General features: G+C 62.1%; 17 protein-coding genes. 4 read left to right on the forward strand and 13 right to left on the reverse strand.

Annotation, left to right across the window (positions count from 1 at the left end; translation table 11 throughout):
• Positions 1 to 129 precede the first annotated feature (129 nt).
• Positions 130 to 2,232 carry an ATP-dependent DNA helicase RecG gene (gene recG / locus ACQ4WM_RS23950; protein ID WP_436549156.1) on the forward strand — a complete coding sequence of 701 codons (2,103 nt, stop codon included), beginning with the start codon at positions 130 to 132 and terminating at the stop codon, positions 2,230 to 2,232.
• Here recG and ACQ4WM_RS23955 read toward each other — a convergent pair whose 3' ends face one another.
• The 12 genes from ACQ4WM_RS23955 to ACQ4WM_RS24010 all read right to left on the reverse strand — a co-directional run bounded on the left by ACQ4WM_RS23955 (position 2,233) and on the right by ACQ4WM_RS24010 (position 16,063).
• Entirely contained in the window at positions 2,233 to 5,568 is a 3,336-nt protein-coding gene (locus ACQ4WM_RS23955; RefSeq protein WP_436549157.1) for a DEAD/DEAH box helicase, read from the reverse strand.
• A 134-nt stretch (positions 5,569 to 5,702) separates the two neighbouring features.
• Positions 5,703 to 6,911 carry an MFS transporter gene (locus tag ACQ4WM_RS23960; protein ID WP_436549158.1) on the reverse strand — a complete coding sequence of 403 codons (1,209 nt, stop codon included), beginning with the start codon at positions 6,909 to 6,911 and terminating at the stop codon, positions 5,703 to 5,705.
• Positions 6,908 to 7,906 (reverse strand): Gfo/Idh/MocA family protein, encoded by a 999-nt coding sequence (locus tag ACQ4WM_RS23965; RefSeq protein WP_436549159.1) that lies wholly within the window; start codon positions 7,904 to 7,906, stop codon positions 6,908 to 6,910. The genes ACQ4WM_RS23960 and ACQ4WM_RS23965 overlap by 4 nt, the downstream gene beginning before the upstream one ends.
• A 29-nt stretch (positions 7,907 to 7,935) precedes the next feature.
• Entirely contained in the window at positions 7,936 to 8,739 is an 804-nt protein-coding gene (locus tag ACQ4WM_RS23970) for a DUF3025 domain-containing protein (RefSeq protein ID WP_436549160.1), read from the reverse strand.
• 6 nt (positions 8,740 to 8,745) lie between these two features.
• Positions 8,746 to 9,810, reverse strand: a complete 1,065-nt coding sequence (gene pyrC, locus ACQ4WM_RS23975) for a dihydroorotase (RefSeq protein ID WP_436549161.1) — start codon at positions 9,808 to 9,810, stop codon at positions 8,746 to 8,748.
• A 66-nt stretch (positions 9,811 to 9,876) separates the two neighbouring features.
• Positions 9,877 to 10,212, reverse strand: coding sequence for a helix-turn-helix domain-containing protein (locus ACQ4WM_RS23980; protein WP_436549162.1), 336 nt, complete (start codon positions 10,210 to 10,212; stop codon positions 9,877 to 9,879).
• Positions 10,193 to 10,516, reverse strand: a complete 324-nt coding sequence (locus tag ACQ4WM_RS23985; RefSeq protein ID WP_436549163.1) for a type II toxin-antitoxin system RelE/ParE family toxin — start codon at positions 10,514 to 10,516, stop codon at positions 10,193 to 10,195. Before ACQ4WM_RS23985 ends, ACQ4WM_RS23980 begins: the two co-directional genes overlap by 20 nt.
• Positions 10,517 to 10,730: 214 nt before the next feature.
• Positions 10,731 to 11,456: an amino acid ABC transporter ATP-binding protein gene (locus ACQ4WM_RS23990; RefSeq protein ID WP_436549180.1), complete on the reverse strand. Its 726-nt coding sequence runs from the start codon at positions 11,454 to 11,456 to the stop codon at positions 10,731 to 10,733.
• Positions 11,457 to 11,495: 39 nt separating this feature from the next.
• Positions 11,496 to 12,188 carry an amino acid ABC transporter permease gene (locus tag ACQ4WM_RS23995; RefSeq protein ID WP_436549164.1) on the reverse strand — a complete coding sequence of 231 codons (693 nt, stop codon included), beginning with the start codon at positions 12,186 to 12,188 and terminating at the stop codon, positions 11,496 to 11,498.
• A gap of 1 nt (position 12,189) precedes the next feature.
• Positions 12,190 to 12,939, reverse strand: coding sequence for an amino acid ABC transporter permease (locus tag ACQ4WM_RS24000; RefSeq protein ID WP_436549165.1), 750 nt, complete (start codon positions 12,937 to 12,939; stop codon positions 12,190 to 12,192).
• Positions 12,940 to 13,042: 103 nt separating this feature from the next.
• The gene (locus tag ACQ4WM_RS24005) at positions 13,043 to 13,999 is read right to left on the reverse strand and encodes an amino acid ABC transporter substrate-binding protein (RefSeq protein ID WP_436549166.1); all 957 of its coding nucleotides are present in this window, start codon (positions 13,997 to 13,999) and stop codon (positions 13,043 to 13,045) included.
• A 204-nt stretch (positions 14,000 to 14,203) separates the two neighbouring features.
• A complete protein-coding gene (locus tag ACQ4WM_RS24010; protein ID WP_436549167.1) occupies positions 14,204 to 16,063 on the reverse strand; it encodes an ABCB family ABC transporter ATP-binding protein/permease in 1,860 nt (619 codons plus the stop codon).
• Positions 16,064 to 16,124: 61 nt separating this feature from the next.
• Between ACQ4WM_RS24010 and ACQ4WM_RS24015 the strand changes: the two genes are divergently transcribed.
• Both ACQ4WM_RS24015 and ACQ4WM_RS24020 read left to right on the forward strand, forming a co-directional pair.
• Complete coding sequence (locus ACQ4WM_RS24015) at positions 16,125 to 16,565, forward strand: acyl-CoA thioesterase (RefSeq protein ID WP_436549168.1); 441 nt, start codon at positions 16,125 to 16,127, stop codon at positions 16,563 to 16,565.
• Positions 16,566 to 16,573: 8 nt separating this feature from the next.
• Positions 16,574 to 18,166 carry an alkaline phosphatase D family protein gene (locus ACQ4WM_RS24020; RefSeq protein WP_436549169.1) on the forward strand — a complete coding sequence of 531 codons (1,593 nt, stop codon included), beginning with the start codon at positions 16,574 to 16,576 and terminating at the stop codon, positions 18,164 to 18,166.
• On the opposite strand, the gene ACQ4WM_RS24025 is transcribed toward ACQ4WM_RS24020, so the two are convergent.
• On the reverse strand, positions 18,167 to 19,039 hold the full coding sequence (locus ACQ4WM_RS24025; RefSeq protein WP_436549170.1) for a LytTR family DNA-binding domain-containing protein: 873 nt from the start codon (positions 19,037 to 19,039) through the stop codon (positions 18,167 to 18,169).
• Between the two features lie 157 nt (positions 19,040 to 19,196).
• Between ACQ4WM_RS24025 and ACQ4WM_RS24030 the strand changes: the two genes are divergently transcribed.
• A complete protein-coding gene (locus ACQ4WM_RS24030) occupies positions 19,197 to 20,369 on the forward strand; it encodes an acyltransferase family protein (RefSeq protein ID WP_436549171.1) in 1,173 nt (390 codons plus the stop codon).
• Positions 20,370 to 20,374: the final 5 nt, after the last annotated feature.

Genomic DNA, 20,374 nt, shown 5'->3' on the forward strand with positions numbered 1-20,374 from the left:
CGGCGTGTGGCACTATACTGTGCGCCTATACAGGCATTACAATAATCCGCCGCAAGATTTTCTCTGCGGTATGCACAGGGTGTGCCGGACAACCCTCTATTTTACGCTAGCGGCAGCAAAAATTCTTATATGCCTGATCCAAGCCACGATCTACCGCCAGCGACGAAGCCCGCGCCCAAGCCCAAAGCCGTCAAAAAAGTAGTCAGCACGGAAACAAAACTGGCCAGCCTGGGCTTGCGTACCGATATGGACCTGGTGCTGCACCTGCCGATGCGCTACGAGGACGAAACCCGTGTCTACACCATCCGCGACGCCTGTTTGCGCGGCGGCGAATCGTGGCAGGTCGAGGGCGTGGTGACCAAGTGCGAAGTCAGTTTCAAGCCGCGCAAGCAATTGCTCGTCACCATCGCCGACGAAACGGGTGACCTGCTGCTGCGCTTCATGAATTTTTATGGCAGCCAAGTGAAACAGCTGGCCGAAGGCACGCGGGTGCGCGCGAGGGCCGAGCTCAAGCACGGCTTTTTCGGCGCCGAGATGGTCCACCCCGTGTATAAGGTGGTCAACGAAGGCGCGCCGCTGCCGACCGCCCTCACGCCCGTGTATCCGTCCGGTGTAGGCCTGTCGCAGCATGTGCTGCGGCGTGCCATTGCCGAAGCGATGAAGCGCATCGACTGGACCGATACCCTGCCCGACTCCTTGCTGCGCCAGATGCAGCTGTCACCGTTCCAGGCCGCCGTGCGCCTCCTGCACTATCCGCCGCAGCAGATCGATGAAAGCGCGCTGATGGACCGCTCGCACCCAGCCTGGGTGCGCATGAAATTCGATGAATTGCTGGCCCAGCAGCTGTCGCTGAAACGCGCCCAGTATGCGCGCCGCTCGAAGGGCGCGGCCTCCCTGCCGTTCGTCGGCAGCCTGTCGACCGCCTTTCAGGCCGCCCTGCCGTTCAGGCTGACCGGCGCGCAGGCGCGCGTATTGGACGAAATCCGCGCCGACCTGCGCCAGCCGTATCCGATGCAGCGTTTGCTGCAGGGCGACGTGGGCAGCGGCAAGACGGTGGTGGCGGCCCTGTCGGCCACGCAGGCCATCGACAGCGGCTACCAGGCCGCGCTGATGGCGCCGACCGAGATCCTGGCCGAGCAGCACTTTCGCAAGATCGCCGCCTGGATGGAGCCGCTGGGCGTCAAAGTCGCCTGGCTGACCGGCAGCCTGAAAAAGAAGGAAAAAACGGCGGCGCTGGCCCTGATCGAATCGGGCGAAGCGCAGCTGGTGATCGGCACGCATGCGCTGATACAGGACAACGTACAGTTTTCAAAACTGGGGCTGGTGATCGTCGACGAGCAGCACCGCTTCGGCGTGGGCCAGCGCCTGACCCTGCGCAACAAGGGCGACAGCACAGCCGTGCCGCACCAGTTGATGATGTCGGCCACGCCGATCCCGCGCACCCTGGCCATGACCTATTACGCTGACCTGGAAGTGTCGGTGATCGACGAGCTGCCGCCCGGACGCAGCCCGATCGTCACGCGCGCCATCGACCAGAACCGGCGCGACGAAGTAATCGCCCGCGTGTATGCGGCCGCGCTCGAAGGCCGCCAGGTGTACTGGGTCTGTCCGCTGATCGAGGAATCCGAAGCGCTGCAACTGCAAACGGCCACCGACACCCACATGATGCTGGCCGAAGCACTGCCCGCGCTGCAGGTGGGCCTGGTGCATGGCCGCCTGAAGCCGGCCGAAAAACAGGAAGTGATGGATGCCTTTATCGCCGGCCAGCTGCAGGTGCTGGTGGCCACCACCGTGATCGAGGTGGGCGTCGACGTGCCCAATGCGTCCCTGATGGTGATCGAGCACGCCGAGCGCTTCGGCCTGTCGCAGTTGCACCAGTTGCGCGGCCGCGTCGGCCGTGGTTCGGCCGCCAGCGTCTGCCTGCTGCTGTACCAGGGGCCGCTGGGCGGCGTGGCGCGCCAGCGCCTGATGACCATGCGCGAGACCACCGACGGCTTTGAAATCGCCCGGCGCGATCTGGAACTGCGCGGCCCCGGCGAATTTCTCGGCGCGCGCCAGTCGGGCCAGGCCATGCTGCGCTTCGCCGACCTGGAAACCGATCAATGGCTGGTCGACCAGGCACGCGACGTGGCGCACGACCTGCTGCGCGCCACCTCGCCGGCCAGCGCGGCTACGGTGGAAGCCCACCTGGCGCGCTGGCTCGGCAACAAGGAAGAGTTTTTAAAGGTGTAGCTACAAGGGCGCGAAGATCGCTTGCAAATCGTCCTGCGTCAGCGCCAGTGTTTGCGCAGCACCGTCGGCCAGCACCGCACTGGCCAGTTCGGCCTTGCGGCGCTGCATGTCCTGGATTTTTTCTTCCAGCGTGCCCCTGGCGATCAGTTTGTAGACGAACACCGGCTTGTCCTGGCCGATGCGCCAGGCACGGTCGCTGGCCTGGTTTTCGGCGGCCGGATTCCACCATGGATCGTAGTGGATGACGGTATCGGCGGCCGTCAGGTTCAGCCCCACGCCACCGGCTTTCAGGCTGATCAGAAAGACCGGCACGGCGCCTTGCTGGAAAGCGTCGACCTGCGCGCTACGGTCACGCGTCTCGCCGGTCAGCAGGGCATAGTCGATGGCGCGTTCACGCAACTGCGCTTCGATCAGCGCCAGCATGCTGGTAAATTGCGAGAACACCAGTACCTTGCGCCCTTCGGCCAGCAACGCTTCTAGCATCTCCATCAATTCGGCCAGCTTGGCCGACGGCGCCGCGCCTTTCTTGCCGGCGCCGGCTATCAGGCGCGGATCGCAGCACACCTGGCGCAGCTTGAGCAAGGCTTCCAGGATCACGATCTGGCTGCGCGCCATGCCTTTCGCGGCAATCGCCGCACGCACCTTTTTATCCATCGCCAGGCGCACCGTTTCATACAGGTCGCGCTGGGCGCCAGCCAGTTCCACCTCGCGCACCATTTCTGTCTTGGGCGGCAAGTCCTTGGCCACCTTGTCCTTGGTACGGCGCAGTAAAAACGGTTTCACGCGGCGTATCAGAAAGGCGTTGCGCGCCTCGTCGCCCAGCTTTTCTATTGGTTTGCGAAATTCGCCGTTGAAGCTTTTTTCATCGCCCAGCAGACCCGGCATCAGGAAGTGGAATTGCGACCACAGCTCGCCCAGGTGATTTTGCAGCGGCGTACCGGTCAGGCACAGGCGGTGCGTGGCCTGCAGCAAGCCGGCCGTTTGCGCCGCCTTCGAGCGGCTGTTCTTGATGTATTGCGATTCGTCCAGGATCAACAAATGGAAGCGCTGGCCGCGCAGTGTTTCCTCATCGCGCGGCAGCAGCGCATAGGTGGTCAGCACCAGATCGTAGTGCCCCATCGTATCGAAGTGTTGCGCCCGCTGCGCGCCATGCAGCAGCAGCACGCGCAAGCCGGGCGCGAAGCGCTGTGCTTCAGCCTGCCAGTTGCCCATCAGGCTGGTCGGCGCGACCACCAGCGCCGGCGCGATCAATCGTCCCGCTTCTTTTTCCAGCAGGATGTGGCACAAGGTCTGGATGGTTTTCCCCAGCCCCATGTCGTCGGCCAGGATGCCGGCCAGGCCGTACTCGCGCAGGAACTGCATCCACGCCACGCCCTCGGCCTGGTAAGGACGCAGCGTCGCTTGCAGGCCGGCCGGTGCGGCCATCGCGGTGATGCCGTCGAAAGCGCGCAGCCTGGCACCCAGCTGGCGCAGCCGCTCGCCGCCAGTCCAGCGCAGTTGCGCGCTGGCTTCCAGTTCGGCCAGGCGCACCGCATCGAGCACCGGCAAGCGCATGACGGTACCGATGCGGTCCTTGAAATACAGCTCGCCCAAGGCATGCAGAATCGGCTTGACGCGGCGCCACGGCAGCGCCACCCTGGCGCCATCGGGCAGGCTGGCCATCAGGTGGGCGCCATCGTCGTGCAGCGCCAGCGCCTGCGGCTGGAAGCTGTCGGGTGCTGCGCGTATCAGTTGCAGCAGCACCGGCAGCAAGGGCACGCGCTGGCCGCCTACCATAATGCCCAGCTCCAGCTCGAACCAGGCGTTGCCGCCCTCGCCTTCGTCGGCCACCTCGGCATACCATTCATCGATCGCCGCCAGCTCATAGCGGTAGCCGGGGCCATGATCGATCAGCCAGCCCTGCTGGCGCAAAACCGGCACGCCATGCGCGGCGAAATCGATCCAGGCGGCTTCGTCGGGCAACTGCAGTACGCCCGACACCGAGTGCAGCGGCGACGCGGCGTCGGCGGCGGCAAATCCCTTGTTGCGCAGAGTGGCCATGGCCGCTTGCTCCGCCTTCGCATCGCGCTTGATGACCTCTTTGCCGCTGGCAGTATGGCGCAGCAGCTTTTGCGTCGTGTCGGTGGACGCGCGCACGCCATCATAATCAAACGCCAGCAGCGCAAAGTCGTGCGGCGGCGCGCCGGCGGTATCGCTGTCCACGCTGCCAAGCAGCAGGAAAGGACGCGCCGCGATGTCGCTGCGGACGATCTTGCGCAACGGCGGCGGGGGCGCGATGAACTGTTCCAGGCCCTGCGCGGCCAGCGCGTGCGCCAGCAGCGCGCGCTGCTTGCCGGCTACGCGCGGCGCCCGTGCCACCAGCGTCTGGAGCTCCGGCGGCGCCATGCTGGCCAGGCTGTCGGGCAGGTTCAAGGTGCCGATTTCGGCGCCATGCACGAACAGCGCCGGCTGCGTTGCCAGGACATATTCCAGCGCTGCACCGTCATCGGTCTGCCAGCGCAGCGCCAGGCTATCGTCTTCCTGCCCTATCCAGGCCAGGCGCGCCTGGCGTGCCTCGGTGGTCAACAGCGGCGTCAAGCTGCCGTTTTTCAGGTCGTCATGCGTGGATGCGCGAAACAGACGCTGTCCTTGCTGCAATTGCTGCAACAACTCGGCACCGATGGCGCCACGTACTTCAGCCACGGCTCTGGTAAATTCCTGACCGCCTCGCAACAGGAAAAACAGATGCGCAGCATACTGGTCCTGCTGCGTCATATAGGCCGGCGGCGCACGGCGTATGTCATACAGATTGGCCAGCACCACAGCCGATACGATCTCATCGCCTCCGCGCAGGCGAGCGCGGCACAGCCACAGATCCAGCCGGCCTGCAGAATTGGGCATCAGCACATATACCAGCCGGTACATGGCTTGCGCTCTGGCGACGGCACGCTTGATGTCTGGCTTTGGCATCGCTGCCCGTGCCATTTCCTTCAGCCACAAAGCGAGCGGCGGCGCCAGGCCATCGTCGGGCACCGTTGTACCTGGCGCTGGCGCCTGTTCCAGATAACGCAGCAAAACAGCCACCACATGCTTGCAATTGTGCTCCATGGGACAGCTGCAATTGCCATCGACACGCATGCCGCGCGCGGCGCGCGTAAGTCGTATCGTTTGCCGGTAGCTTTGCCTGCTGCTACCGCTGACCTTGCCCTTGATCATCCCACTGTCGGCCGTAACAGACAACACCATGCCGCGCTGCGCATAGCCGCGCCCGCGGCCCAGGGTGCCGCCATCAAAACAGGCAGCAATATCGTCAGCGCCAAACACCATGATGCCGTGGTCGGCAGATTTACTCGTCATACTCAATCTCTATAAACACATCCAGAATCGGTTCGCCAGGTCCAGCATGAAAGCGGGCCGCAAATACGCCATGAAGACCAGGGCCAGCACCACCGCGCCAGCCACTCGCCACAGCCAGTTGCGCCGCGTGCTCATCACGCTGCGGCCACGCGCCGGGCGGCGCGTTCGTCGATCGGCAGGTTGATCAGGGCGGCCAGCAGGCCCAGGCCGATGGTGATCATCCAGACCGCGCTGTAATTGCCCATGCGCTCGTACAGGAAACCGCCGAGCCAGGCGCCCAGGAAGCTGCCCACTTGGTGCGAAAAGAAGACCATGCCGGCCAGCATCGACAGATGCTTGACGCCGAAGATGCCGGCGATAATGCCATTCGTCAGCGGCACGGTCGACAGCCACAGCACGCCCATGCCGGCTGCAAACAGGTACACCGTCCACGCCGACAATGGCGCCAGCAGGAACAGGCCGATGACGGCCGCGCGCGACAGGTAGATCACCGACAGCAGATGGCGCTTGGCGAATTTTCCACCCAGCTTGCCCGCATAGTAAGAGCCGAAAATATTGAACAGGCCGATCAGCGCCAGCGCCGTCACCGCGATGTTCGGATTCATCAGGCCCTGGTCTTTCAAATACGCCGGCAAGTGCACGCCGATAAAGACCAGCTGGAAGCCGCATACGAAATAACCGGCCAGCAGCAGCCAGAACGAGCGGTTGCCGATCGCCTCGCCAAAGGCCTCGCCGACGCTTTGCTGGGCAGCGCCGGCATGCGTGACGGGCGGCTCGCGCAGGTAAAAAGCCATCGGGATCATGGCCGCCACCACCAGCGCAGCCAGTACATAAAACGCGTTCTGCCAGCCCACGGCGGAAATGAGCTGCTGCTCGATCGGCATCATCAAAAACTGGCCGAAGGAGCCGGCCGCCGATGAGATGCCGAAGGCCCAGGAGCGTTGTTCGGGCGGCGCGCTGCGCCCGACGATGCCGCTGATGGCGCCAAACGCAGTACACGCCAGCGCCAGGCCGATGAATACGCCCGAGCCGATGATGAACAGGGTCGGCTCGCTGACCACCGCCATCCACACCAGGCCGGCCATGTAGCTGAAGGCGCCGACAATCACCACGCGCATGGTGCCGTAGCGGTCGGCGGCCATGCCGGCGAACGGCCCGAACACACCCCACATCAGGTTTTGCAGGGCCATCGCCAGCGAATAAGTTTCGCGGGTCCAGCCATTCGCTTGCGAGATCGGCTGCATCCAGAAACCCAGGCCGTGGCGAACGCCCATCGCCAGCGTCAGCACGACGCCGCTGGCGATCAGCACGGTTTTCAGGCTGGGGCGCGATGCCGTGTTCATGCCACCACGCCTCGGTCAGCGTCGTACACCAGGCCTACCTGGCCGCGCATGGTATCGAGCACGGCCATCAGCGCCAGGGTTTCCGCGTGCGGCATCAACGGGCTTTCCAGCAGGCCGGCGCGGATGCAGCGCATCGCTTCGATCGCCTCGTGCGTATAGCCGTTGCCGATAAACGGGGCATCGACCACGCGGCGCTCGCCGTCCATCGGTTCGATGATCAGATGATCGGGTTTGTAGAAACGGCCTGGCAGGCGAATGCGGCCCAGCGTGCCGGTTATCGTCAGTTCGGTCGGGCTCAGGGCGCGCATGCTGCAGGCGCAGGAAGAACTGCCGCCGCCTTCATGCAGCAGGCTGAAGACGGCCTGCTCGTCGACCCCGGTCGGCCCCATCTCGGCCAGGGTCTGCACCTGCGTCACCGGGCCAAGAAAGAATGCCGCCATCGACAGCGGATAGATGCCGATGTCGAGCAGTGCGCCGCCGCCAAGCAGCGGGTTCAGCAGGCGGTGCTCGGGCGGGAAATTGGCGACAAAGCCGATATCGGCCTGCAACTGCTGCACGGTGCCGATGGCGCCGCTGGCGATCAGGCGCTGCGCTTCCTGCACTGCCGGCAGGAAGCGGCTCCACATCGCCTCCATCAAAAACAGCTTTTTCTCGCGCGCCAGTGTGATCACGCTTTGGGCTTCGCGCGCATTCATGGTGAACGGTTTTTCGCACACCACGTGCTTGCCGGCGGCCAGGCACATCAGCGCGTTTTGCGCATGCAGCGTATGCGGCGTGGCGATATAGATCACATCGACACCGGCGTCATCGGCCAGCGCCTGGTAGGAAGCATGGCGGCGCGGCGCGGCGCATTGTGCGCCGAAACGCTCGGCGCTCTCCAGCGTGCGCGACGCCACCGCCACCAGTTGCGCACCGGGTACGTCGCGCAAGGCCGCCGCCATCGCCTGGGCGATCTTGCCGGTACCGAGTATGCCCCACCGTATCACTTGCTCCATGCCTGTCCTTTCGCGCTGCTGCGCGTTCATTATTGTGCGGCTTTGCGCTTCGGGCGAAAAACCGTCGTGTCTCCATAAAACTGCGCATCCTGCTGCGCCCACCAGCCGGGAATACCCAGCACCGGCAAGGGCGTGAAATCGGCCGTGCTCAAGCCTTGCTGCGCCAGGTCCTGCGCCACCCGTTCATCGAGCCAGGCGCGCCGCGCCATATCGTCCAGCGCAAAGTAGTCATCGCCGGCAAACACCACGCGCGTGTGGGCGGTAATTGCCTTGTAGGGCGCCACCAGCTTTTCCATCAGCGCGTGGCCGAACAACCATACTTCGGCGTCGCCACCGGGTGCAAACTGCGCGCGTTGTTCCACGAACACGCCTTGCCAGTCGTGCGCGCGCAAGGCCGCGTCCAGTGCGTGGCCCGCTGCGCTGTCGCGCAGCACCAGCAGCGCCGAATTTTCATCGAAAATGGTCGCACCATCGCGCGCCGGCCCACGCGATTTACCCACGCCGGACAGCGCGATCTGGGCCGCCTGCAAGGCGTTCAATTGCCGCTTGATCAGCGGGAAGGTCAGCCAGACCAGCGCATTGAAAAAGTCGTGCAGATTGTCGCGCGTGGGCACGCCGCCGGTGGCGCCGATAAACTCTTCATAGGCCACGCCTTCAGGCAGGTCGGCTTGCGGCACGAAACCCAGCGGCAAACCGGACGGATTGCGCAAGTCCAGCGCGCGCGCCTGCAGGTTCAACGCTTCGATCACCGTATGGCGCTGCAAATCGAGCCGCCCCCGCGCCGGCAGCACCGTGGCATACCAGGGGCGGGTCCAGTCTATCGATTGCAGCATCGCTGCTTACACCATCTTCCAGTTGATCTGCTCGCCGGCATTGAGCGGAATCACGTGGCTGTCGCCCAGCGGCAGCGAGGCCGGCAGGGTCCAGCTTTCGCGTTTCAGGGTGATGGTATCGGTATTGCGCGCCAGGCCGTAAAAGGCCGGGCCATGGAAGCTGGCGAACGCTTCCAGTTTGTCGAGCGCACCGGCCCGTTCGAACGCTTCGGCATACAGCTCCATCGCGTGCAGGGCCGTGTAGCAGCCGGCGCAGCCGCAGGCCATTTCCTTGGCGCCTTGCGCGTGTGGCGCCGAGTCGGTGCCGAGGAAAAAGCGCTCGTCGCCGCTGGCGGCCGCCGTCATCAATGCCAGGCGGTGTTCCTCGCGTTTCAGGATAGGCAGGCAGTAGTAATGCGGGCGGATGCCGCCCTTGAAGATTTCGTTGCGGTTGTACAGCAGGTGGTGGGCGGTAATGGTGGCGGCGACCGGGCCTTCGGCTTCGGCCACGTACTGCGCCGCATCCTTGGTGGTGATGTGTTCGAACACCACCGACAGCGCCGGGAAGTTACTCCGCAGCGGGCGCATCACGCGTTCGATAAAGACGGCTTCGCGATCGAAAATATCGATCTCGGGATCGGTCACTTCGCCGTGCACGAGGAAGGGCATGCCCACTTCCTGCATCACTTCAAGCACCTTGTAGCAGTTTTTCAGGTCCGTCACACCCAGATCGGAATTGGTGGTGGCGCCGGCCGGATACAGTTTCACGGCCTGCACGATGCCGCTGTCGTACGCGCGGCGGATTTCGTCTGGCGAGGTATTGTTGGTCAGGTACAGCACCATCAGCGGATCGAAATTGACGCCTTCCGGCACGGCGGCCAGGATGCGCTCGCGGTAGGCGGCCGCATCGGCGGTGGTGGTGACCGGAGGTTTCAGGTTCGGCATCACGATGGCGCGGCCGAACTGGCGTGCGCTGTGCGGCAACACGCTGGCCATCACGGCGCCATCGCGCAGGTGCAAGTGCCAGTCGTCAGGGCGGGTGATGGTGATGGACGAGGAAACGGCGGACGGGGTGTGATCGGGTGTGGACATGGCGGCAACTCTCGGGCGGTGATGACGGATGGCGCCATTTTACCAGCCGCAAGGCCGCCCTAGCGGCTAGACAACGGCCAGTTTCAGGTGGCCAACGGGCTGGCCGGCCGGCTTGACGCAAATCTCGATATCGTAGCCAAGACGGTTCAGGCAATCCATCAGCTTGCGCTCGGACAGGCCGGAAAAGTCGCCGCGCAGCATGCCCGACACTTTGGGTTGCACGATGCCCATGCGGCGCGCGGCTTGCTCCTGGGTCAGCTCAAGCTTGCGGATGGCCTTGCTGATTTCACCCACCAGGCCGGACTTGATTTGCAGCTTGTCGGCATCGGCCAAGCCCAGGTCGGCAAACACGTTGCCGCTCGATGGCTCGAATGCGATGCCATCAACGGGATACTTTTTCATGGCGCAACTCCTCAATTACTTGTTGCGTGGCGCGCAAGAGGGCGCGCACGATGTCGATATCCTGTTTCGGCGTCGCGATGCCACTCTTGCTCTTTTTCTGAAAGCAATGCAGCACGAACACCGCCTCCTCAAACTTCACCGTATACACGGCGCGGTAGGTGTCACCGGCGTCATCCTCGACGATTTCCAGCACGCCGGCGCAGCCAAACCCGCGCAATACCTTGGTGCTGTCGTGCCGGTCACCGCGCTGGGCCAGATCGAGCGCATGGCCGAACAGGGCGATGATCTCGACCGGCAAGGCCATCAGTTCCTTTTTGGCGGCGCCGACCCAGTACAGGGGTTATGGGTGATCTTCATGAATTATACCTTTATAAGTATAAAATGAAAGAAAAATATGGGGGACTGATCGAGCGTAGACTGAATACCGAGCCGTACCTTGCGCAAACCAGGCGCCAGCGTGCTGTTAACGCAAAAACGGCCGGTGCAAGCCGGCCGTTTTTGCTGGAAACAAACAGCGTTTAGTGAATGATCTTCGCCAGGAAATCGCGCGCGCGGTCCGAGCGCGTGGTAGTGAAGAACTCGTCCTTGCTGCAGTCCTCGATGATCTTGCCCTGGTCCATGAAGACGATGCGGTTGGCCACGCGCTTGGCAAAGCCCATTTCGTGCGTGACCACCATCATCGTCATGCCTTCTTGCGCCAGGCCCACCATCACGTCGAGCACTTCGTTGATCATTTCTGGGTCGAGCGCCGAAGTCGGCTCGTCGAACAGCATGGCGATCGGGTCCATCGACAGCGCACGGGCGATCGCCACGCGCTGCTGCTGGCCGCCCGACAGCTGGCCGGGGAACTTGTCCTGTTGCGACAGCAGGCCCACGCGATCCAGATATTTCAGGCCCTTGGCATTGGCTTCGTCAGCACTGCGGCCCAACACCTTGATCTGGCCGATGGTCAGGTTTTCGCGAATGCTCAGGTGCGGAAACAGCTCGAAGTTCTGGAACACCATGCCGATGCGGGCGCGCAGTTTCGACAGATTGGTCTTCGGATCATTGACGGCGATATTGTCGACGATGATCTGCCCTTTCTGTATCGGTTCAAGGCCATTGACGGTCTTGATCAGGGTCGATTTGCCCGAACCCGAAGGGCCGCAGATGACCATCACGTCACCCTTCGACACATCGGTACTGCAGTCGGTCAGTACCTGGAACTGGCCATACCATTTGCTTACATTTTTCAGTTCAATCATCATTTTCTTTCTGTAGACGTCAGCACCGGGCTGCCAGGATTAACGGATAATGGCGACGCGCTTTTGCAGGCGCTTGACCAGGAACGACAGGGCATAGCACAGCACGAAATACACGACGGCCACGAACACATACATCTCCACCAGGCGGCCATCGCGCTGGGCGATCTTCGAGGCGGCGCCGACGAAATCGGGGATCGACAGCACGTACACCAGCGACACGTCCTGGAACAGCACGATGGTTTGCGTCAGCAGCACCGGGATCATGTTGCGGAAGGCCTGCGGCAGCACGATACTGGCCATGGTCTGGTAGTAGTTCATGCCCAGTGCCTGGCCGGCCCATACCTGGCCGCGCGGAATCGACTGTATGCCGCTGCGCATGATCTCGCAGTAATAGGCCGCTTCAAACATGATGAAAGTGATCAGGGCCGACGAAAACGCCCCCACCTTCACCGGCTCATTGGCGCCGATGATCCAGGCAGCGATATACGGCACCAGGAAGTAGAACCAGAAGATCACCAGCACCAGCGGAATCGAGCGGACCAGGTTGACGTAGCTTGAGGCCACGCCCGACAGAATGCGGTTGCTGGACAAGCGCATCAGCGCCAGCAAAGTACCCAGCACGATGCCGCCGACCATCGCCAGCGCCGTCAGTTTCAGGGTAAACACCATGCCGACCTGGAACAGATAGACCCAGGAACGCGAGATGACATCGAAGTCGAAATTGCCGAACATATCAGTGTCCTCCCGATTTGCTGCCGGCGACAATGAAGCCGGGGATCCTGATCTTTCTCTCGATCAGCGCCATCAGGATCACCACCAGCAGGTTGACGGCGATATAGATAATGGTGGCGGCCGAAAACGCTTCGAATACCTGGAACGAAAACTCCTGGATGGCGCGCGCACTGGCCGTCAGTTCGACCAGGCCGATGGTCAGTGCCACGGAACTGTTCTTGATGATGTTCAAAAATTCGCTGGTCAAAGGCGGCATGATAACGCGCGCGGCCATCGGCAGCAGGATGAAGCGGTAGGTTTGCGGCAGGGTCAATCCCAGCGCCGTGCCGGCCAGCTTTTGCCCGCGTGGCAGCGCCTCGATACCGGTCGTGACCTGCACCGCCACCCGCGACGAAGTGAAAAAGCCCAGGCACAGCACCGCCGTGACGAACGGTGCGTTCGGCAGTGATTTGATCCAGTTGCCCAGGTCAGCGGGCAGCAATTCCGGCATCACGAAATACCACAGGAACATCTGTACCAGCAGCGGCACGTTGCGGAATAATTCGACATAGGCGTTGGCCACGCCGACCAGCCATTTGTTGGGCAGGGTGCGCACGGTGCCGATCACCAGGCCCAGTATCAGGGCCATGATCCAGGCCGCGCCGGCTGTCGCCAGGGTCCAGGTCAGGCCAGCCCACAGGGTGTCCATATACGTGCCGACACCATCGGGAGAAGTCTCCCAGAAGATGCGCCAATTCCAGTTGTAATTCATGTTGATCCTTCCGATGCAGCCATCAAACAGCGGCCAGCAGGCTGGCCCGCCGCACGCAAATGAAACGGGAGGCTTGCGCCTCCCGGTTTTTCACGCAGTCAGGTTATTTTTTCTTTTTGTCCGATGCCTTTTGCGCTTCCGGCACGGCCGCGTAGGCCGCCGGATCACCCGAGTCGGTCGGGTTGGCGAAGACCGCTTTGAGTTGCGGCGGCATCGGGAAATTCAGGTTGATGTTTTTAGGCGGAATATTCGAGGTAAACCATTTCGCATAAATGCGATTGATGTCGTCGCTCTTGTACAGGCGGCTCAAGGCATCGTCGACCACCTTCTTGAAGGCCGGGTCGCCCTTGCGCATCATGATGCCGTATGGTTCGACCGACAGCGCTTCCTTGGTGATTTCAAACTCGCCCGGATTTTTCGAGTTGGCCACTTGCGAGGCCAGCAGGATGTCATCGTTGGCTTCGGCCACGGCGCGGCCCGTTTCGAGCATCAGGAACGATTCAGGATGGTCCTTGGCAATGGCGATATTCATGCCCAGGTTTTTTTCCTTGTTCAGGATGGTCATCTGCTTGACGGTCGAGGTGCCGGCAGTGGCCACCAGGGTCTTGCCGCGCATGTCTTCCAGGCTCTTGATGTTCGACGATTTCTTGGCCAGCAGGCGATTGGCAATCACGAACATGGTCGGCGCAAACGCCACTTGCTGCTGGCGCTCCAGATTGTTGGTGGTCGAGCCGCATTCGAGGTCGATGGTACCGTTGGCCATCAGCGGAATCCGGTTGGCCGAGGTGACAGGGCTCATCACCACTTTCAGTTCGTTCAGGCCCAGGTGTTTTTGCAGAGCGGTGACGACCTTCATGCACAGGTCGATGGAATAGCCCTGGTACTGCTGCTTGTCATCGAGATAGGAAAACGGTACCGAGCCATCGCGCACGCCGAGCGTGACCGAACCGGCTTTTTTGATTTTGGCCAAGGTGCCAGTCAATTCCTGGGCTTGGGCTGGCGACATGCTGCTGATAACACCAACGCTGAGCAGTGTTGCAATAATTTTGGTCAATTTCATGGATTCTCCTGAGCAAACAAACCAGGCCAGGCCTGGACGAAACAACTGGGGTGCGAACGCCACCAATGGATTAATTTTATTTCATTTTCAGCGCCCTACCAGTCTTTTCTTCGATTGACTGTCAGTTTCACCGGAATAGGGAGCCTGCGCACCAGCGAAGTGCCGTCGCTGTAGCATTTTCCCTACTGTTTTATAGCGGCGCACTTATTTGGCGAGGCTCATTTCACTCGTCTCATCGCCCGATTCGCTGTCCTCTTCGTCGCGCTGGCCCGCCTGCTGGCGTTGCCACATCTGCGCATACAGGCCAGCTGCAGCCAGCAATTGCGGATGCGTGCCGCGCTCGACGATGCGGCCATGATCGAGCACCAGGATTTGCTGCGCATCGGCCACGGTCGACAAGCGGTGGGCGATCACCAGGGTCGTGCGGTTTTTCGCGATGTCTTTCAACTGCGCCTGGATCGCCTGTTCCGCTTTCGAGTCCAGCGCCGAGGTGGCCTCGTCAAAAATCAGGATGGCCGGGTCTTTCAGCAAGGTGCGGGCAATCGCCACGCGCTGCTTTTCGCCGCCCGACAGTTTCAAGCCGCGCTCACCCACCATAGACTGATAACCATCGGGCAGGCTTTCGATAAATTCGTGGATCGACGCCGCCCTGGCCGCCGCCACGATGGCTTCCTTGCTCGCGCCCGGCCTGCCGTAGGCGATGTTGTATTCGATGGTGTCGTTGAACAGCACCGTATCTTGCGGCACGATGCCGATCGCCGCGCGCAAGCTATCCTGGGTGATCGCGCGCAAATCCTGGCCATCGATGGTGATGGCGCCGCCGTTGACTTCATAGAAGCGGAACAGCAAGCGTGACAGGGTCGACTTGCCCGAACCGCTGTGACCAACCACCGCCGTGGTGGTGCCGGCGGCGATCTGGAAGTCGACATCGAACAGGATCTGGCGCTTCGCTTCGTAGCTGAAATCGACATGCGCAAAATGCACCGCCGCGCCCTGCGTGGCCAAAGGCTTTGCCTCGGGCGTATCGGCGATTTCGCGGTTCTCGTCGAGCAGCGAAAACAAGCGCTCCATGTCGGCCAGGCTTTGCTTGATTTCACGGTAGATCACGCCGAGGAAATTGAGCGGAATATACAGCTGGATCATGAAGGCATTCACCAGCACCAGGTCGCCCAGGGTCATGCTGCCGGCGATCACGCCCACCGTCGCGCGCCACAGTATCAGGGTGACGGCGGTGGCGATGATCAGCGACTGGCCCGTGTTCAGCAGCGACAATGAGGTCTGCGACTTGACGGCCGCCGATTCATAGCGCTGCAAGCCCTCGTCATAGCGGCGCGCCTCGTAGTCTTCATTGCCGAAATACTTCACGGTTTCGTAGTTGATCAGCGAATCGATGGCTTTCGTATTGGCCTTCGAATCGAGATCGTTCATGGTGCGCCGAAAATGCGTGCGCCAGTTCGTCACCAGCACGGTGAACGCGATATACGACACCAGCGCCACTGCCGTGATAATGGAAAACCAGATATCGTAGTGCAGCACCAGGTAGCCCAGCACCAGCGTGATCTCCACCAGCGTCGGCAGGATATTGAACAGGGTGTAGGAAATGAGCGAACCGACGCTGCGCGTGCCGCGTTCGATATCGCGCGTCATGCCGCCCGTCTGGCGGTTCAAATGAAAGCGCAAGGACAGCGCATGCAGGTGGCGAAATACCTGCAACGCGATGGTGCGCACGGCGCGCTGCGTGACGCGGGCAAACAGGAATTCGCGCAGTTCGGTAAACAGGGTGGTCGACACACGCAGCAAGCCATAGGCCACCAGCAGGGCGACGGGCAGCACCATCAGGGCCTGCGGGTGGGCGGCGGTGATGGTCATGGCGTCGACCAGTTTTTTCAAAATCAGCGGCACGCCCACATTGGCCAGCTTGGCGCCGACCAGGCACAGCAGCGCCAGCAGCACGCGCCATTTGTACACCCACAAGTACGGCAGCAAGGTCTTCAGGGTGGCAAAATCGCTGCCGCTGGCGGCGGCTGGCGGGCGAGGTGGAGGGGTAGTCTGGGAGCGGCGCATGGCGAAAGTCGGCTTTTTATGGTTCAATCGGGGCAATTGTAGCCTTTCATGAGAATAAACGATGAGCACCTCCCCCGCCCGCCCCGACAACTGCCTCGCATCCGGCCTGCCCGCCGGCAAAATGCCCGAACTGCGCATGATGCCTGCTCCTTCGGACGCCAATGTCTACGGCGATGTGTTTGGCGGCTGGATCATGTCGCAAGTCGATATTGCCGGCTCGCTGCCGGCCACGCGGCGCGCCAATGGCAGGGTGGCGACCATCGCCGTCAATTCCTTCGTCTTCAAAAACCCCGTGTTTGTCGGCGATCTGCTGTCCTTTTACGCCGATATCGTCAAGGTCGGCAATACCTCGATTACCGTCAACGTTGAAGTCTATGCCGAGCGCAACCGCCTGCAGGCGTGCATCGTGAAGGTCACGGAAGCGACTCTGATCTACGTCGCCACCGATTCGAACCGCAAACCACGCCAGGTGCCACCGATTGAAACCCTGCTGTCGCAATAGACACTTGCATGGATAGCCAGCGCCGCATTTTTCTCGCCAGCGCTGCACGCCTTGCCACGCTGGCGGCCGCCGCCGGTTCGCTGGCCGGCTCGAGCGCCAGCGCCGCCACGCGCATGAATGGCGCCGGCTATCCGTTTGCGCTCGGCGTCGCTTCCGGCTCGCCCTTGCCCGATGCAGTTGTCATCTGGACGCGCATCAACTATGACCCGCTGCAAGCCAGCGCCACGCCGGCGATTGCCTTGACGGTACGCTGGGAAGTGGCCGATGATGAGGCGTTCCGGCACATCGTTGCCAAGGGCCAGGCGATCGCCACGCCGGAACTGGCGCACAGCGTGCATGTCGATGTCACCGGCCTGGCGCCCGGGCGCTGGTATTGCTACCGTTTTATTTTTGGCGATGCCGTCAGCCCGGTCGGGCGCACGCGCACCGCGCCTGCGCCGTCCGACATGCCGGCCTCTTTGACGCTGGCCGTGGCATCCTGCCAGCACTGGGAGTTTGGCAGTTATGCGGCGCACCGGCATATCGCCGCAGCCGCGCCCGACCTGGTGGCTTTCCTGGGCGACTATATCTATGAGTGGGGCGCATATCAGCTGCAGCATCCGCAGCGGGCCGTGCGCAGGGACGAAAGCTTCAACTTGGAACAGTACCGCGCCCGCTACGCGCAATACAAAAGCGATGCCGACCTGCAGGGCGCGCACCTTGTGGCGCCATGGATCGTTACCTGGGACGACCATGAAGTGGCCAACGACTACGGCAACGAGCGCGACGAGCTGCTCACACCGACTTTCTTGCAGCGCCGCGCTGCCGCCTACCAGGCTTTTTATGAGCATATGCCGCTGCGCCTGCTGCCGCTGGGACGGCGCGGCTTTGTCGACATGCGTATTTACCAGCGCTACGACTGGGGCCGACTGGCGCGCTTCCATGTGCTGGACGACCGCCAGTACCGCGCCAACCACGCCTGCCCGAAACCGAACCGGGGCGGCTCGAATTCCGTCACCACCCGCGCCTGCCCGGATCTGATGAAGCCAGGCCGTACCATGCTGGGCACGGCGCAGGAGCAATGGTTGCAGGAAGGCCTCTGCAAGTCCCCGGCGCGCTGGAATATCCTGGCCCAGCAAACCCTGATGGCGCAATCGAGCCAGGTGCCGGTCAGGCGCCCTGGCGACGAACGGATCTGGACCGACGGCTGGGACGGCTATCCGATGGCGCGCCAGCAACTGCTCGATACGCTGCAGGCCAGCGGCGCGCGCAATCCGCTGGTGCTGTCAGGCGACGTGCATACTTTCTATGCGACCGAGCTGAGCCGCGACGCCATGCGCCCCGTCTCGCGCGCCAATCCGCTGCTGGCCACCGAGTTCTGCGGCACCTCGATCACCTCCAGTTCGCGCCCGCAGTCGCGCACCGACGAGTACGTGGCGATGAATCCGCATATCCGCTACGGGCGCAGCGACAAGCGCGGCTATATGCTGATGGAGATCACGCCGGCCAGCACGACCACCTGCTTCCAGGGCCTGGACAATGTGCGCGACAGCGCCTCGAATATCGCCACCCTGGCCAGCTTTACCGTCAGGGATGGCAAGGCAGGTTTGCAGCAAAGTTGATCAGGTCATCGAGACTTTTTTCAGCGCATCGCGGTAGCGCCGGCTTACCGGCACTTCGCCGCCCGTCGTCAAGATGGCACGCGCATCGCCCGAATCGAGCGGCACGATGCTGTGTACGAAGGCCAGATTGACGATATAGCTGCGATGCACGCGCACAAAGTACTTGCCGTCGAGGCGGCGTTCGATGGCGGCCATGGTCGAGCGCAACGGGTAATCATGGCCGCGCACATGCAGGTTCACATAATTGCCCCAGGCCTGTATCCATTCAATGTCCAGCGCGGGCAACAAAAAATCCTTGCCCAGTTTGCGCACCAGGAAGCGCTCGGGCTGTTCGACCGGCTCCACCGCCGGCCCCGCATCCGGTTCGCCCAGCAGGGTCGCCTCGCCCTGCCAGCGCCGCAGCAGCAACTGGTAAAACGCAAGCAACAACAGGACCGAGAAGTAAGCGCGCACATCCTTGATATATTCATACGGGAATTCCTGCCACCAGTTGCCGAAATCGTAGTCGCCGCCCTGGGTCCAATAGACCAGCTTGCGCAAGGCCACCATCGCCAGCACATGCACCAGGCTGTAGATGAGCGATGCGATCAGGTGCCAGCGCAGGTTCTGGCGCTGGAATACCAGCTGCAAGGGCCGAAACTGGTTGCCGAAAATCACCACGGGCACCAGCGCCAGCAGCGCCAGGTTGCTGCTCCACTCCCACACAGCCACTTCCCAGAACGGCGTATCTATGCCGGTGCGTATGCGGTCCAGCCAGCTGACCCAGCAGTTAAGCGAAGTTTGCAGCAGATACAGGACAATCCAGAAACCCGGTTCGGCAATCCGGCGCCAGCGCTGATATCGCTGCAACAAGTCAGTGGAAGAAACGCTCATGGGTGGCAGACATAAATTGGTTGCCTGATTGTACGATCCGGCAGTCGTCCCGGGTTCGCCACTTGTCACAAATTGCCGTCGGCTGGTCCCTTTTTGCTGGTTTGCCGGGGCTGGCCTGCCTATGCTGGGGCCATCGCTCACTCAACAGCCATCCACCATGACTTTCGACTCCCGCCGTCACGATATCGATGCCTTGCGCTTTATAGTTTTCAGCTTGCTGATCGTCTACCACACAGCCATGCTGTATCTGGCCGGCGCCGACTTCCATATGAAAAGTACCTACCTGACCGACACCCTGAACTTTCCGATGGTGTTCATCAACCGCTGGCGCATGGAAATCGTGTTTATCATTTCCGGCCTGTCGTGCGCCATGATGACGCAAAGCTCGCGCGGCGCCTTCCTGTGGCGGCGGGTGCAGCGTTTGTTGCTGCCGCTGGCGTTTGGCGTGCTGGTCATTGTTCCCGTGCAGCCGTATTGCGAAGGCGTCAGCAATGGCCTGGTGGCGCCCGGCTATGGACAGTTTTTGCTCGATTATTTTGGCGGGCGTGACTGGCCTGCCGGTGCATTTACTGGCTGGCAACACAGTTTTACCTGGAACCATCTGTGGTATCTGGTGTATTTGCTGCTGTACACCATCGTGCTGGTGGCGCTGCAACCGCTGCTTACCAGGCTCAGGCCGCTGTTCACGGGCCTGCGCGGCTGGCGTCTGCTGGTCGTGCCGGCGCTGCTGCCACTGGCGGCGACGGTTTTCCTCAAGCTGCGCTATCCGGAAAACCATGCGCTGGTAAAAGACTGGTATGCGCACGCCATTTACTTCACCATGTATGTGTATGGCTGGTGGCTGGGCAATGACCGGGGGATGTGGCAGGAACTGGCGCGGTTGCGCTGGCACGCGCTGATGCTGGCGCCCTGCGCGTTTACGGTGTATATCGGTTTTGACCTGATTTACTCGGAAAACCTGCTGACCTGGGCTTCCGCTGGGTCCTGGCCGATGCGCAACCTGTACATGTGGCTGGCCATCTGCGCCATCCTGGGCTGGTCGCACACCTGGCTGAACCGCCCGTTTGCCTGGCTGCCTTGGGCGCGCCAGGCCGTCTACCCCTGGTACATCCTGCACCAGAGCGCCATCGTGCTGCTGGCCTACTGGCTGGTGCCCTTGAAGCTGGGTCCGGTGATCGAACCGGTGCTGATACTGGCGGGAACGGTGGCGATCTGCTGGGGATGCACCTCGCTGCTCATCAGCAAGGTGAATGGCTTGCGGCTGTGCTTCGGCCTTCCCGCCAGGCCAGGGAAAAACCTGGCAGCGGGCGCAGCCGTATCAGCAGCTTAAGCGAC

Origin of the sequence: Janthinobacterium longum, from assembly GCF_051380735.1 — a bacterium.
Taxonomy (GTDB): Bacteria; Pseudomonadota; Gammaproteobacteria; order Burkholderiales; family Burkholderiaceae_D; genus Janthinobacterium.